Below are 14,406 nucleotides of genomic sequence, written 5' to 3' on the forward strand. Positions count from 1 at the left end.
CTTGTTAAATATAAGGATGTATGGAGTTCATGTCATTAATCATTTTTTGTAATTCCCTTGTAAATCTGTATTTGGAAAAAAGGAGATGGGACAAGTGGGCACAGAGAACGTGCTGCGCAATTTGCGGCTGGTGGACGGCCGGACGGTAGATATCTCCATTCAGGATGGGATCATCACCGCGATTACCCCGCCGGGCCAGGCAGGAGGCAGGACCCTGCTGGACTGCTCCGGGTTATACGGCTCCAGCGGATGGATTGATCTGCATGTACATGCTGTGCCGGAGCTTGACCCCTATGGTGATGTGATCGACGAGATCGGGGTGAAGCAGGGAGTGACGACAGTGGTGGATGCCGGAAGCTGCGGGGCAGACCGGATCGGGGCTTTTTATAGTGCCAGTCTTCTGGCGGATACACGGGTATTCGCGCTGCTCAATATCTCAAGAATCGGCCTTACGCGGACCGATGAGCTCTCCAAGCTGGACTGGATTGACCGAAACTGCGCACTTGCAGCAGTAGAGGCTTATCCTGAATTCATCGTCGGCCTGAAAGCCCGCATCAGCCAAAGTGTCGTCAAGGACCGCGGCATTGAGCCGCTTAAGCTGGCGCGTACCTTATCGGATGAGATGAAGCTCCCGCTCATGGTGCATATCGGCTCCGCTCCGCCTGCGATCTCCGAGGTACTGGAGCTGCTGCGGGCGGGCGATGTAATCACTCATTACCTGAACGGCAAAGCCAATAATCTGTTCCGGGCGGACGGCACACCGCTGCAAGAGCTGCTGGATGCTGTGGCCCGGGGCGTTCATTTGGATGTCGGGCATGGCACGGCAAGCTTCTCCTTCCAAGTGGCGGAGCAGGCCAAGCGGGCCGGGATTGCCCTGAATACGATCAGCACAGACATCTACCGGGGCAACCGGTTGAATGGTCCAGTGTACAGTATGGCGGATGTACTGACCAAATTCCTCTATCTCGGCTACAGCCTGGGAGAGGTGATCCGTGCAGTCACAAGCAGCGCCGCAGCGTGGCTCGGCAAGCCGGAGCTTGGGCAGATCCGGATAGGGCAGCAGGCGAATCTGACCTTGTTCGCTCTGGAAGCCGGAGAGAAGCAGCTTATGGACTCGGAGGGCGATGTCCGGACCGCGAATCACTATATTGAAGCAAAAGGAGTCTTTATCAATGGATCACTCATTACAAGCTAAATATGGATTGAAGCGTGTGATTAATGCCAGTGGAAGAATGAGCATCCTTGGTGTATCTGCCCCAACAGATTCGGTGATGGAGGCAATGAAGCAGGGCGGGCAGCAGTACGTGGAGATTGCGGATCTGGTGGACAAATCGGGAGCGTACATCGCCCGTCTGCTCGGCTCGGAAGGGGCTGTTGTCGTGAATTCGGCCTCCAGCGGCATTGCGCTGTCGGTGGCAGCCATTGTGACCGCCGGAGATCCCCGCCTCAGTCTGCGTCTGCACCAGGAGCCGGTGCTGAAGAATGAGATCATTATGCTGAAGGGCCATAATGTGCAGTATGGAGCGCCGGTGGAGACGATGGTTTTCCTCGGCGGCGGCCGGGTGGTTGAAGCGGGATATGCCAACGAAGGCCGTGCAGAGCATATTGAACAGGCCATCGGTGAACGTACCGCAGCGATCCTCTATGTGAAATCCCACCATGCGGTCCAGAAGAATATGATCTCGGTGGAGGAAGCCTGGGAGGTGGCACAGCGCAGGGGAGTACCGATGATTGTCGATGCGGCTGCGGAGGAGGATCTGCGCAAGTATGTCCAGTATTCCGATCTGGCCATCTACAGCGGCTCGAAGGCGGTGGAAGGTCCTACTTCAGGCATTGTAGCTGGCAAGCAGGAATACATCGGGTGGCTAAAGGTGCAGCTGCACGGGATCGGCCGCAGCATGAAGGTCGGCAAAGAGACGACCTTCGGACTGCTCAAGGCTCTGGACGAGTACCAGGACAAGGCGGACAACAGCCAGCAGGAGAAGCAGTCACTGGAGGCGCTTCAGCCGCTGGCCGGTCTTCCCGGAGTGTCGGTCCGCACCGTGCAGGATGAAGCGGGCCGGGCGATTTACCGGGGACGCATCCAGATTGATGCCGCTGCTGCGGGCGTGGATGCAAGGGAGGTCAATGACAGCCTGCGGGAAGGCGAGATTGCAGTGTACACGCGGGACTATGGAGTGAAGCAAGGGTATTTCGATATCGATCCAAGGCCGCTGCAGGGCGATGATCTGCAGGTCATTGTCAGCAGAATTCATGAGATTATAGGGGGCAGATCATAATGAGCAAGATTCAGGAGCGATTCTATAAGAACAGAGCGGCACTGAATGTACTGGCCGGCAGTATCAGGAATGCCAAGGATATATACGAGGCTGCCGAAGGGCATGTTCTGGTAGGCGTACTCTCCAAAAATTATGCCAACGCCAGGGAAGCATCCGCCGCTATGACGGAATATGGACAGGTGATTCAGGACGCCGTATCCATCGGGCTTGGAGCCGGGGACAACCGCCAGGCGGCGGTAGTCGCAGAGATTGCTTCAAGCTATGCGGGCAGCCATATCAATCAGGTGTTTCCGGCTGTAGGCGCGACCCGGGCCAATCTGGGAGCCAAGGACAGCTGGATTAACAGCCTGGTCTCTCCCTGCGGACAGCCGGGTTATGTCAATATATCCACCGGCCCGGTCAGCGCCGGGAATGCTTCGCAGGCCATCGTTCCGGTCCGCGCCGCCATCGCCCTGGTCCGGGACATGGGCGGCAATGCGCTCAAATATTATCCGATGAAGGGGCTGGAGCTGGAAGAAGAGTATCGTGCGGTAGCCAAGGCCTGCGGAGAAGAGGGATTTGCCCTTGAGCCTACGGGCGGCATCGATCTGGACAACTTCGCGCCCATTCTGGAGATTGCGCTTCAGGCGGGTGTACCGCAGGTGATCCCGCATGTCTATTCCTCGATCATCGATCCGCAGACCGGGAACACGAACATCCAGGATGTCCGCACGCTGCTCAGCGCGATGAAATCGCTGGTGGACCGGTATGCCTAGAATCGCTGCATTTGGCGAAGTGATGATGCGGCTGCAGGTTCCGGGGGTGGAGACACTGGCCCAGAGCAGCAGGCTGGAGTACTCTTTTTCGGGCAGCGGGGTAAATGTAACGGCAGCGCTGGCCAGATATGGCCATAACGGAGCATTAATCACGACCTTGCCGGAGACTCCGGTAGGGGAAGCCGCGATTGCTTATCTGCGCAAGCTTGGGGTAGATACGTCACTGATCCGCCGGGGCGGCAAGCACCTCGGGATGTACTTCCTGGAGAACGGGTTCGGTGCCCGTCCCGGAAGAGTCACGTATACCGACCGGCTGGGCAGCAGCTTCAATACCGCTGAGGCTGGTCAGTATGATATGGCGGCGCTGGCTTCCCGGGTGGATGTGCTTCATCTATGCGGCATTACGCTGGCAATGAATGACGGGGTGCGCGGGCAGATGAAGCAGCTTGCGGCGGAGGTGAAGCGTGCGGGGGGCAAGGTGGTATTCGACTGCAACTACCGTCCGGCGTTATGGGGTGAGGAGGGTTATGCCAAGGCCCGTCCGCATTATGAGGAGCTGCTCACGCTTGCGGATCTGGTGCTGATGAACGAGAAGGATGCGCTGTACATTCTTGGCCAGAGTGCCGGAGATTATGATAGAATAACACAGTTGAAGCAAGCGGTTCCCGCTGTGGCGGAGCGCTTCGGAATTGCAGCGGCAGCGGGCACCCACCGTGAGATTAACGCAGACAATACGCATTCCCTCACAGGATATCTGTACCGTCAAGGTACGTTCGCGTTCTCCCGTAAGCGCACCTTCCCTGTGTATGACCGGATCGGTGCCGGGGATGCTTTTGCCAGTGCCATTATTCATGGTGAATTGCAGGATTATCCGCAGCAGCAGACGGTGGATATGGCAGCGGCCGCAGCGATGCTGGCCCATACCATCCCGGGCGATACAGCGTTGTTCACCGAGAGCGAGGTGCTCCGCGCGCTGGATGGCCATACCTCAGATGTTGAAAGGTAGTGAACGTAAGGTGTCTCTGAAACGCAAGCAAGGCCCCTTATACCAGCAGATCCAGAAGATCCTCAAGGACCGGATTCTGCACGGGGTATACCCGCTCGGCAGCATTATCCCTTCCGAGCCGCAGCTGGAGAAAGAGTTCGGTGTCAGCAAAATGACGGTCCGCGGCGCGGTCCAGGAGCTGGCCCAGGAAGGCTATGTGCAGAAGAAAAGCGGTGTCGGAACCATTGTCATGCGCAATACCGCCTATCAGAAGCTCTCTAAGGGCAAACGGTTCACAGAGCTGCTGGTTGAAGCAGGTCATAAGCTGGAAAAGAAGCTGCTGAGCACAAGTCTGGTCACCAATGAGACTGGGACAGAGGAATACAGCCGCTACGGGCCGTATTGCCAGCGGATTGAACGTCTGTATATTCTGGATGGACAGCCTTATATCCATCTGGTGCACTTCTTGACGGCAGCAGCCCTGCCGGGCGGAGGGTCGGCAGAGCTGGGGGAGGACATCCAGTCCCTGTACGACTCGCTGGAGGAGAACGACATCGTGCTGGAGAACTTCAGGGACCGGTTTTTTGTCGAGTCAGCACCACCCGAGGTATGCCTGCTGCTGAAGCTTCCGCCGGGGACGCCTGTGCTGAAGCGCCTGCGCAACTCCTATGACGGGGAAGGCAGGCTGATCGAACACAGCATCGGCAGCTATAATACGGAGCTCCATCATTATCTGGTCAGCTACGACACCTGAGGCTCGTCACTCTCATTCTATGCTACGGTTGCACACAAGCTCGCTTGTAGGTAACTGTAGCATTTTTGCTTATATAGATTGAACTTGAAAATATACGGAAAGGGAAAGTGGCGGAGGGGAATTTTGGAACTGTAGGAGCGGTAGCGTCTGCCTGATAGTACATATTCGGTTCATATTCTGTTCATATTGTCGTCATAAAGAGTACATCTTCGTTCGGTAAGCTTGCATTAACGGCAATGAAGCAAGCTTACTACCAGTTAAGATAGGGGAAGATGAACATGAGACCATCGGCGAATAACATAATGGGAAATCAAACGGGGTTCAAGAAACTGCGCAAGATTCTGCTTAAAATATTGGGAGCCATCCTGCTCGCTATTGTGATTTTTGTGGGGATTGTGTATATCACGAATGTAATCAGCAGCAATGCGGAGGCCAAAAGGATAGAGCCTTACGGCCAGCATGTATCCGTAGACGGCAAGAATATGAATGTGTTCATTCAAGGCGACGGCCCGGACACGGTTGTGCTGCTTCCCGGCTTCGGAACAGCTTCACCGGCGCTTGATTTCAAGCTGCTCATTGACGAGCTGTCTCCACATTATAAGGTTGTAGTTGTTGAGCCTTTCGGCTATGGCTTAAGCGACGCGACGAAGAAAGAACGAACCTCAGAGAACATCGTAAGTGAAATCCATGAAGCACTGCAGCAGCTCAATATTGACCGTTACATCCTTATGGGCCATTCCATTTCAGGAATTTACAGTCTGGATTATGTGAATAAATACTCAGATGAAGTAAGTACATTTGTCGGACTGGATAGCAGTGTACCCTCGCTGAGCGAGAAGAAAATAGAGTCTTCAGAGACAAGCATGGTTAAATGGTTCCGCGATCTGGGCTTCGCCCGGCTGCAATTGAAGCTGAGTGCTGACCCTTACGAAGGACTGGCGTATGATGAACATACCAAAGAACAACTGAACCTGCTGATACACAAAAATATGTACAATACTACTCAGTTAAATGAGGCGGAGAGTATGTTTTCCAATTTTGAAGAGGCTGAACAGCGGAAGGTAACTTTCCCTCCCAATCTCCCTGTCCTTCTCTTTGTTCAAGCAGAGCATCCGGCAACCGATCAATGGATTCCTGAGCATGAGAAGCTGATCCAGAATTCCGTACATGCAGACATGGAGCTGCTGGATGCCAATCATTATTTGTACCGTTCCCATCCCAAAGAAATTGCGGAGAAATTCATGAGCTTCATGAAGGGGATAGCGCAGCAGCCATGAGGCTATGCCGGGGCTTACTAAACTTAATAAAACACAGTGAATTAATAAGAATTTTATCTTTTCAAATGACATGGTTTGTGAGAGAATAGGTACAATCTTGTAGAGTTAACATTTGACATTACCTATTTTAGAGGAGGAAATACCCATGTCAGAAGAGCGCAAGCTGTCCTTTGAAACCCTCGCCATCCACGCAGGCCAGGAGATTGATCCCACTACTTTAGCCCGTGCCGTGCCGCTGTATCAGACTACATCCTACGGTTTCCGGGATGCGGAGCATGCTGCTAATCTGTTCGCGCTCAAGGAGTTCGGCAACATCTATACCCGGCTGATGAATCCGACCACCGATGTGTTTGAGCAGCGTCTTGCCGCGCTGGAGGGCGGGGCAGGGGCACTGGCGACCGCTTCCGGAGCAGCAGCGATTTCCTTCTCTATTCTGAATATTGCCGGGGCAGGGGATGAGATTGTCTCCTCCGCAAGCCTGTACGGCGGAACTTATAATTTGTTCTCCACGACGCTGCCCAAGCTGGGCATTAAGGTGAATTTTGTGGATTCCGATAACCCGGAGAACTTCCGGGCAGCGATTACGGACAAGACCAAAGCGCTCTACGCTGAGACGATTGGTAATCCGCAAGGGAACGTTCTGGATATCGAAAAGGTTGCAGCCATCGCCCACGAGCACGGGATTCCGCTGATTGTAGACAACACCTTCCCAAGTCCGTATCTGCTGCGTCCGATTGAATTCGGGGCGGATATCGTCGTACACTCGGCGACCAAATTCATCGGCGGCCACGGTACCTCTATCGGCGGAGTCATCGTGGACGGCGGCAAGTTCGACTGGAAGGCCAGCGGCAAGTTCCCGGGCCTGACCGAGCCGGACCCGAGCTACCACGGGGTAGTCTACACTGAAGCGGTCGGTCCGATTGCTTATATCATCAAGGCGCGGGTTCAACTGCTTCGTGACCTGGGCGCGGCCATTTCACCGTTTAACTCGTGGATGCTCTTGCAGGGTCTCGAAACGCTGCACCTGCGTCTGGAGCGCCACAGCCAGAATGCACTCAAGGTTGCCCAGTATCTGGAGGCGCATGATTCGGTAGAGTGGGTCAGCTACGCTGGACTACAGAGTCACCCTTCTTATGAGCTGGCACAGAAATATCTGCCTAAGGGCCAGGGCGCGATTCTGACCTTCGGAATTAAGGGCGGGGCAGCCGCAGGGGTGAAGCTGATCGAGAACGTGAAGCTGTTCTCCCATCTGGCCAATGTCGGCGATTCCAAGTCGCTGATCATCCACCCGGCCAGCACCACTCACCAGCAGCTGTCGGACGAAGAACAGATTACCGCCGGTGTTACACCGGAGCTGCTGCGCTTGTCCATCGGTACTGAATCCATCGATGATATCCTCTATGATCTGGAGCAGGCGATCGCTGCCAGCCAGCAGGCTTAGGCGCTGTTCCTTGCAGCATAGGAAGAGGAATTACAGACCACTGTTTGATGCAGCGTATTTCTGCATTAGGCAGTGGTCTTGTTTTTTTAGCAGGAGGTGGGATTGGGAGTAATGGGAAGAGAGAGGAGTGTCAGCGGGGGAATCGTTTGTGAGTAAAACGGTTGGTGAGGTATGTGTTCCCGCTGAAGTTGCACGGCAATTGTACTTTCTGCAATGGATTAGGCCATTTTCGGCGTTAAAATCCGTTCTAATGTATTCCATACAACAGATTTCCGGCATACGGCCCCAAAACACCTCTCCCGCAAAAATCTGCTGTACAAACTGCAACAGATCGCTTTTTACAACCGCTAAAGAGAAAATCTGCTGTAGTAAATACATTAGATCAGCTATGGACCATGCCGAACCCGAATCCCAACCCCAGTTCTAAGCCATTAGAGATTAACAACAAAATATGTAAACTTTACTTCCCGCCTACTTTAGCCCTTTTATCCACTTCAGCTCTCTTACCCTCTTTAGCCCGTCGTCCACCTTCTGCCCACTACCCATTCGGGTAAGATGCAGCTGCATTCATTTGATACCGTTTGCATATTTCAGTACCTTTGCCAGTATTTATAGATTGAAGCCTCTTAATATGCTGGCAGCTTCTCTTCAGGGGAGCGGAGCGGCAGTAATTCAAAGGTAAAGGGTGGGTGCGAGGATGAAGGGTGAACGCCAGCAGAAGGATGATCCAAACAAGGAAGATCGCCCGTTCAAGTATAACGCCGGGGACCGGACCATTGGCGTCGAGATGAGCCAGTCCGCATCTGTAGCCTCCGCCGCAGCGGAATTTCTTGCTGAGGGGGACCGGCGCAAGAGTAACGTGAGTACGAGCCGCACGTATATCCGCCGTCCCGGGGAGCGCCAGGCCTTCCTGGTGCTGCGCGAGGGCAGGGGGGACGGGGCTGTCCGCCGTGAGCCGCCCGGCGTCTACCCTGCGGGTCCCTGCCTGATCCGGGGCGAGGAATGGCTGCACGAGCCGGAACTGTCGGCGCTCTACTCGCGCTGGATGTCGTGTGGGGATGAGGAGCCGGTGCAGGCTGAGCGTATCCTGCAGCGGATCTATCACCGGCTGCGGGCAGCTGCTGCCGACCTCCTGGAGTCGGCGGATGGCGTCTGGGCCGCAGTCACTCTGCCTTACACGGCGGAGCTCGCCGCCCGCCCGGACCGGCTGGCCGCGCTGCAGGACGCGCAGCTCGGCGCGCTGTTCGCCGCCGTCCTGCACAGCCAGCGGCTGGGCGGCGACAGCCGCATTGACCTGCTGGCGCCGTACCCCGCCAGCCTGGAGGAATTCGCGGCGCAGCGCGAATTCATTGAGGGCGTGGCCGAGCAGACTCTCGGCCACGCTTATGCGGCAGCCTGCCGCATCGGGGCGCTGCTCGCGCCCGATGTGGGGCCGGCTGCCGCCGGGGAAATCGCGCGCATCGCCGATTTCCTGGTGCTGGACGGCGCGGCGGAGGAGGCCGCGCCGGGAGAGAACGCCGCCGAGGGCTTCGCGCAGGCGGCGGCCGGGGTGCTGGCCGCCGTGCGCCGGGTGCGGCCGGCGGCGGCAGTGCTCGCCGCGGGGGCACCGGCGGCGTACGCGCTGGCCGATCTGTATGAGATCGGCCTGAGCGGGGTCTTCTGCGGCGCGGCCCAGCGGACCGACGCGCTGCTGCGGGCGGCCTGCCTCACCTGGATAGCGAGGCAGGAGCATCCTGATGCTGCCGCCGGAGGCTGGCAGTAGGTGGAAGTATCTGGCAGTAGCTGGCGGTAGCGGTGGCCTGGCCTGCCTACACTGTCTGGTCTGCCGCGAGTAGCGGGATCGGCCAGGCAACGACTGATACAGCGCTCTATTCTCCACCATCTGCACAAACGTACACCAACGAAATACCCGCAAAACACTCGAAAACCCACAACAACCCACAACAAACCACAAAAACCCGATTTCGCCAAGCCCTGGGGCTGCGCGGAATCGGGTTTTTAAACTAACTTATAAGTGTGTTTTAAATTCATATGATTAGGGAAGCTCACTCCATTTTGCGGCGTAATGCGGCTATGCTTGGAGCTCCAAGTTTTCATTCGCAGCGATCATTCAGCGGTAGTTGTATTCTGTACATTTAAAACCAGCGAAAAGGAAGACTTTTCTCTTCTAAGTGTAGTTGGTACAACTAAATTAGCCCGAATAAGCGGGAATTCAGCTATAGCGTTATTATAATTGTACGAACTACAGCTAATCGGATATTAGTCGGTATAACAGATAATTTAGTTGTACAGAGTGCAAGTAAGTATACCGTGTACACATTACTCGGGCACGGCACGGTTAGCGCTATAGCTGGGGCTGTGCTGAGGCTGAAGGGAGGACTCTTGTGGCGGCTCGGTGGGGGCTGATCGGTATTGATAATAGTTGAGTACATTGTCACAGCCCCAGTTACAGCTATAACCCCAGTCTCAGCGATAGCCCCAATCTCAGCCTAGCCACCGTCCAAGTACAGCCCCAGTCTCCCCCAAATTTTCTCTCTATTCAGCCCCCTATCTCTAATGCCAGCTCCTGAGTCTCACCCTAGCCCCAACTCCTAGCCCCATTCCCTACCCCAGCCGCACCGTCCCCCCGCCCGGAATGCGGCGGGCTTCATCCCCCACAGAGACCCACACCTCCGTAGCCGACGGATTATACACCATCTCCTGCGAAGCGGAGAAGCGCAGTCCCTGCAGCGCGGACAGATAGTCCACGATTTCAATATTGGTAGCATACCAGATGTCCTCGTGACCGCCCATCATGGCGGCGAACTGCTCCAGCTCTCCCCAGTTATCATCGTCATTGAACTCATAGCTGTGTCCCCAGACGTACAGCAGCTGCATATACGAGAAGCGGGGCTTTTCCTCCAGGAACTTTTTGCCCAGGGCCAGCATCTCCTTGTGGTGGCAGGTAGGGTGCCAAGCCAGCAGGTTGTCCGGCAGGCTGAAGCTGCGGTGGGAATTCACCGTGCGGGAATACTCAATGCCCAGGGCAGGCAGCAGGCCGATCACCTGATCATTGTAATTGCCGAACGGATAGGACATGCCCCGGATCGGATAACCGGCCAGCGCCTCCAGCGCCTTACGGTCCGTCAGAATCTCGTCGGCGATCCCCTCGCGCGGAGTCATGGTAAGGAAAGGATGTGTGCTGGTATGCGCCGAAATCTCATGCCCCTCATAGAGCGCAGCCACCTCGTCCCGCGAGATGTAGCCCTCATTGCCGAACAACCCCGAATTGAGATGAAAAGACCCCTTCAGCCCATGCTGATTTAGAATCTCCACGAGCTGCCGGTCGTAGATTCTTCCATCATCCCAGCTTAATGTTAGCGCTTTAGAAACTCCGCCCGGAAAAAGATCAAATTTGATTCTCATTGCTGTTATCCTCCCTGACTATAAAATATACAGAATTTGAAGTGAGCACCGGTTCCGCCTAAGACGAATACTGCTCCACCAAGAACAATGCCAGAAGTGAAAGCGATTAGCAAGATTCTTGTTAATGGACGATACTGCGGCGCTTGACTACACTGGGGTTGCGAACAGGGCTATACAGCCGGGAACAGGCTCCAGGTTTCAGGTTTCAGGCTACAGGTTTCCGGTTCAGAACAGGACATTGCAGAAGGAGGAGCATTATGGAAGCAGTATCACGGACAGTACTCGAAGGCCATATCGCCCGCGTCATTGAGCGGATGAAAGATATGAGAGGCTCCATTCATGAAACCGCACCCATCGGCATCATCTCTATGGACAATTGGGAGTGGCCCCAGGGGGTTGGATTATTTGCCTTATACAGATATTACCGGGAAACCGGGGAGCAGGAGATTCTACACTACCTGACCGGCTGGTTCGACAGCAAGCTTGACGGGGGCATCCCGGCGAAAAATGTTAATACGATGTGCCCTATGCTTACCCTAAGCTATCTGGCAGAGGAGACCGGGCGCGCGGATTATATGCAGCTATGCCGGGAGTGGCTGGAGTATGCGCTGCATGAGATGCCCCGCACGGAGGAAGGCGGCCTTCAGCATGAGGTGACCGGCAGTCCGAATACCGGGCAGCTTTGGGACGACACGCTGTATATGACGGTGCTGTTTATAGCCCGGATGGGAATCGTGCTGAAGGAGGAGGAGGGCATACAGGAGAGCATCCGCCAGTTTCTCGTCCACCTCAAGTACCTGACCGATCCCGTGACCGGATTGTTCTTCCATGGCTGGACCTTCGAGGGAGGCCACCACTTTGCCCGGGCCTTGTGGGCACGGGGCAATTCCTGGTATACCGCCGGACTGGCGGATTACCTGGAGATGGTGGAGCTGCCGCCAGGGGTGAGCAGCTTCCTGCTGTCCTCGCTTGAGCGACAGGTACGCAAACTTACAGAGCTGCAAGCCCCGGAAGGCGCATGGCATACCTTGCTGGACGACAGCAGCTCGTATCTGGAGACCTCGGCCACCGCCGCCTTTGCTTACGGCATGTTAAAGGCGATGCGGCAGGGACTGCTGCCAGAGGACTGCTGCAAGCCTGCAATGGCAGCCCTTCATTACGTGCTGGGCCAGATCGATGAAGAAGGGGTGGTGCAGGGCGTCTCCTACGGCACGGGGATGGGCGCTACGCTTGACGATTACCGGGAGATTCCGGTCTGCCCGATGCCCTACGGGCAATCCATGGCCCTGCTGCTGCTGGTGGAGGCGATGAAGCATGTATAATCCCGCCAGCACCCATTCTGCCAGCATCAATTCCGCCACCATGGGGCTGCCGGGACTGGACCGGATTGCCTTCCATAACGTGGCCGAGCTGGAGCCGGCTACGGGCTACGGCGTGCACCTCCGCCGCATTCCCCGCAGCGTCAGGGAGCATCTGAACGAGCGGGGCCGGTTCATCGCCGGGGAAGCGGGCGGCTGTGAGCTCAGGTTCGTCACACCGGCTCCGAATATCCGTGTCACGCTGACCTTGCCGGAGACGGATGGCAGCGTAACGGTATACAAGGGCGGGCTGTTCCACTCCAGGCATGAGCTTCAGGCCGGGAGCATACGCACCCTCCAGCTAAGCGAACCGCCGCGTCTGGCGATGGTGGAGCGTGAGCTGCTGATGGAAGCGGGCTTCGCACCGGAGGTATGGCGGATCTGCTTCGGACGGTATGCCTGTGTGGTCTGTGGCATCGAGACCTTCGGCCATCCGCTCCGCCCGCCGGTGGAAGGGGAGATTCCCCGCACACGCTGGATTGCTTACGGCTCATCCATCACGTATGGAGAGAACAGCAGCCTGCCGTATATTGCCCACGCGGCAAGAAGGCTGGCTGCCGATGTGCTCAATCTCGGCATGAGCGGCTCCTGCCATTGTGAACGGGAGATGAGCAACTATCTTGCGGCGCAGGAGGACTGGTCATTCATGACGCTGGAGCTGGGCGTGAATATGCGTGACCACCTGTCGCCGGATGAATTCAGTGAGCGGAGCGGCTACCTGCTTGACCAGCTGGTGAGCAGACATCCCGGGAAGCCGGTAGCGGTGATCACGATGTATCCCAACTTTGCGGTGTTCCCCGGCAGTGGAATAGCGGAGAAGGATCTTCAGTTCAACGACATTCTGCGAAGTCATGTGCAGCGTCTGTCCCGTCCCAAGCTGAGCCTGATCGAGGGAAGCCGGGTGCTGGATGACCTGGCCGGGCTGTCCTGCGATCTGATTCACCCGGGGGATGAGGGACATATACGGATGGGTGAGAATCTGGCCCGGGAGCTGGCTGGAATCCTGTAATCCCGGGCTGCATAAGGGTTCAGCGGCAATTAACAGAAAAACTGAATATTGCCCTAACCCGCTGAAGCGGCTATGGTGAGGACATGAAATCGGCCATTTCAGCTCCGTAGCATTTATTCATCACACAATTAGGCACCACATGCAAGTGAAAGGAGGCACCGTAATGAAAGCGAATACAAGCAGTGAGGCGGTGCTGCGTCTGGACACTTCACGGCAGACCGGAAGCAGCCGCAGACGTTTTTGGCAGACCCGCCGCTTCAAGAATAATGTCCCCCTGTGGGTCATGTTCGTTCCGGTTATCGCATTTTATATGATTTTCAAATACACCCCCATGCTGGGGCTGGTCATCGCCTTCAAGGATTATACCTTCTATGAGGGGGTATGGGGCAGCCGGTGGGTGGGCATGGACAATTTCACCAATCTGTTCACCCAGGCGCAGTCGGTGCAGATTATCCGCAATACGCTGGTGCTCAGTATATTGTCGGTGCTGGTCAGCTTTCCGTTCCCGATTGCCCTGGCGATTATGCTGAATGAAGTCAGGAACAAGTGGTTCAAAAAATCGGTCCAGACTCTCGTCTACCTCCCGTACTTCTTCTCCTGGGTCATTGTCGGCGGGCTGGTGGTGACAATCTTTGCCCAGACCGGGGTAGCCAATGCGGTGGTTGAGAAGCTGACCGGCCAGGCTTTTCCCTTCCTGTTCAAAGAGTGGTCCTGGGTCTCGATCTTCCTCGGCTCGGGAATCTGGAAGGATGCGGGCTTCAATGCAATTATCTATCTGGCTGCGCTGACCTCCATCGACCCCAGTCTCTATGAGGCGGCGAGTATGGACGGAGCGGGCAAATGGAAGCAGATCCGCCATATCACGCTGCCCGGAATCAGTCCAACCATCGTTATTATGCTGATTCTGGCCATGGGGCGGGTCATGGAGGTAGGCTTTGACCATGTGTACGTGCTGCAAAATTCGATTGTATCGGGGATCTCCGAGGTTATAAGTACGTATATTTACGCGATAGGACTACAGGGAGGGCAGTTCAGCCTGACCGCTGCACTGGGGATGTTCGATTCCCTCGTGGCACTGACCCTGGTGCTGATATCCAACGCCATTGCCCGGCGCTTCAATAAAGGCTTGTGGTAACAGGAGGA

Annotated in this window: 12 protein-coding genes; 11 read left to right on the top strand and 1 reads right to left on the bottom strand. The window is 55.9% G+C overall.

Annotated elements, in window-relative coordinates:
• Positions 1-94: 94 nt before the first annotated feature.
• From MKY64_RS32285 to MKY64_RS32320, 8 genes are all read left to right on the top strand, one after another.
• Positions 95-1,195 carry an amidohydrolase/deacetylase family metallohydrolase gene (locus MKY64_RS32285; protein ID WP_445671715.1) on the top strand — a complete coding sequence of 367 codons (1,101 nt, stop codon included), beginning with the start codon at positions 95-97 and terminating at the stop codon, positions 1,193-1,195.
• Entirely contained in the window at positions 1,173-2,279 is a 1,107-nt protein-coding gene (locus MKY64_RS32290; protein ID WP_340957913.1) for a DgaE family pyridoxal phosphate-dependent ammonia lyase, read from the top strand. Before MKY64_RS32285 ends, MKY64_RS32290 begins: the two co-directional genes overlap by 23 nt.
• Positions 2,279-3,034, top strand: a complete 756-nt coding sequence (gene dagF / locus MKY64_RS32295) for a 2-dehydro-3-deoxy-phosphogluconate aldolase (RefSeq protein WP_340957914.1) — start codon at positions 2,279-2,281, stop codon at positions 3,032-3,034. The genes MKY64_RS32290 and dagF overlap by 1 nt, the downstream gene beginning before the upstream one ends.
• Positions 3,027-4,040 carry a sugar kinase gene (locus MKY64_RS32300; RefSeq protein WP_340957915.1) on the top strand — a complete coding sequence of 338 codons (1,014 nt, stop codon included), beginning with the start codon at positions 3,027-3,029 and terminating at the stop codon, positions 4,038-4,040. Before dagF ends, MKY64_RS32300 begins: the two co-directional genes overlap by 8 nt.
• Positions 4,027-4,773, top strand: coding sequence for a GntR family transcriptional regulator (locus tag MKY64_RS32305; protein WP_209876752.1), 747 nt, complete (start codon positions 4,027-4,029; stop codon positions 4,771-4,773). Before MKY64_RS32300 ends, MKY64_RS32305 begins: the two co-directional genes overlap by 14 nt.
• A gap of 302 nt (positions 4,774-5,075) precedes the next feature.
• Positions 5,076-6,050, top strand: a complete 975-nt coding sequence (locus MKY64_RS32310) for an alpha/beta hydrolase (protein WP_340957917.1) — start codon at positions 5,076-5,078, stop codon at positions 6,048-6,050.
• Positions 6,051-6,195: 145 nt separating this feature from the next.
• On the top strand, positions 6,196-7,491 hold the full coding sequence (locus MKY64_RS32315) for a homocysteine synthase (protein ID WP_076084569.1): 1,296 nt from the start codon (positions 6,196-6,198) through the stop codon (positions 7,489-7,491).
• Positions 7,492-8,188: 697 nt separating this feature from the next.
• A complete protein-coding gene (locus tag MKY64_RS32320; RefSeq protein ID WP_340957918.1) occupies positions 8,189-9,253 on the top strand; it encodes a hypothetical protein in 1,065 nt (354 codons plus the stop codon).
• Between the two features lie 842 nt (positions 9,254-10,095).
• Here MKY64_RS32320 and MKY64_RS32325 read toward each other — a convergent pair.
• Positions 10,096-10,896: a polysaccharide deacetylase family protein gene (locus MKY64_RS32325; RefSeq protein ID WP_340957919.1), complete on the bottom strand. Its 801-nt coding sequence runs from the start codon at positions 10,894-10,896 to the stop codon at positions 10,096-10,098.
• 257 nt (positions 10,897-11,153) lie between these two features.
• Here MKY64_RS32325 and bglB point away from each other — a divergent pair, with 257 nt between their 5' ends.
• From bglB to MKY64_RS32340, 3 genes are all read left to right on the top strand, one after another.
• On the top strand, positions 11,154-12,218 hold the full coding sequence (gene bglB, locus MKY64_RS32330) for a beta-galactosidase BglB (RefSeq protein WP_340957920.1): 1,065 nt from the start codon (positions 11,154-11,156) through the stop codon (positions 12,216-12,218).
• Positions 12,211-13,263, top strand: coding sequence for an SGNH/GDSL hydrolase family protein (locus MKY64_RS32335; protein ID WP_340957921.1), 1,053 nt, complete (start codon positions 12,211-12,213; stop codon positions 13,261-13,263). The genes bglB and MKY64_RS32335 overlap by 8 nt, the downstream gene beginning before the upstream one ends.
• Before the next feature lie 163 nt (positions 13,264-13,426).
• On the top strand, positions 13,427-14,398 hold the full coding sequence (locus tag MKY64_RS32340; RefSeq protein ID WP_445322037.1) for an ABC transporter permease: 972 nt from the start codon (positions 13,427-13,429) through the stop codon (positions 14,396-14,398).
• Positions 14,399-14,406: the final 8 nt, after the last annotated feature.

The sequence above is a fragment of the Paenibacillus sp. FSL R7-0210 genome, from assembly GCF_038009085.1.
Classification (GTDB): domain Bacteria; phylum Bacillota; class Bacilli; order Paenibacillales; family Paenibacillaceae; genus Paenibacillus_AQ; species Paenibacillus_AQ silagei.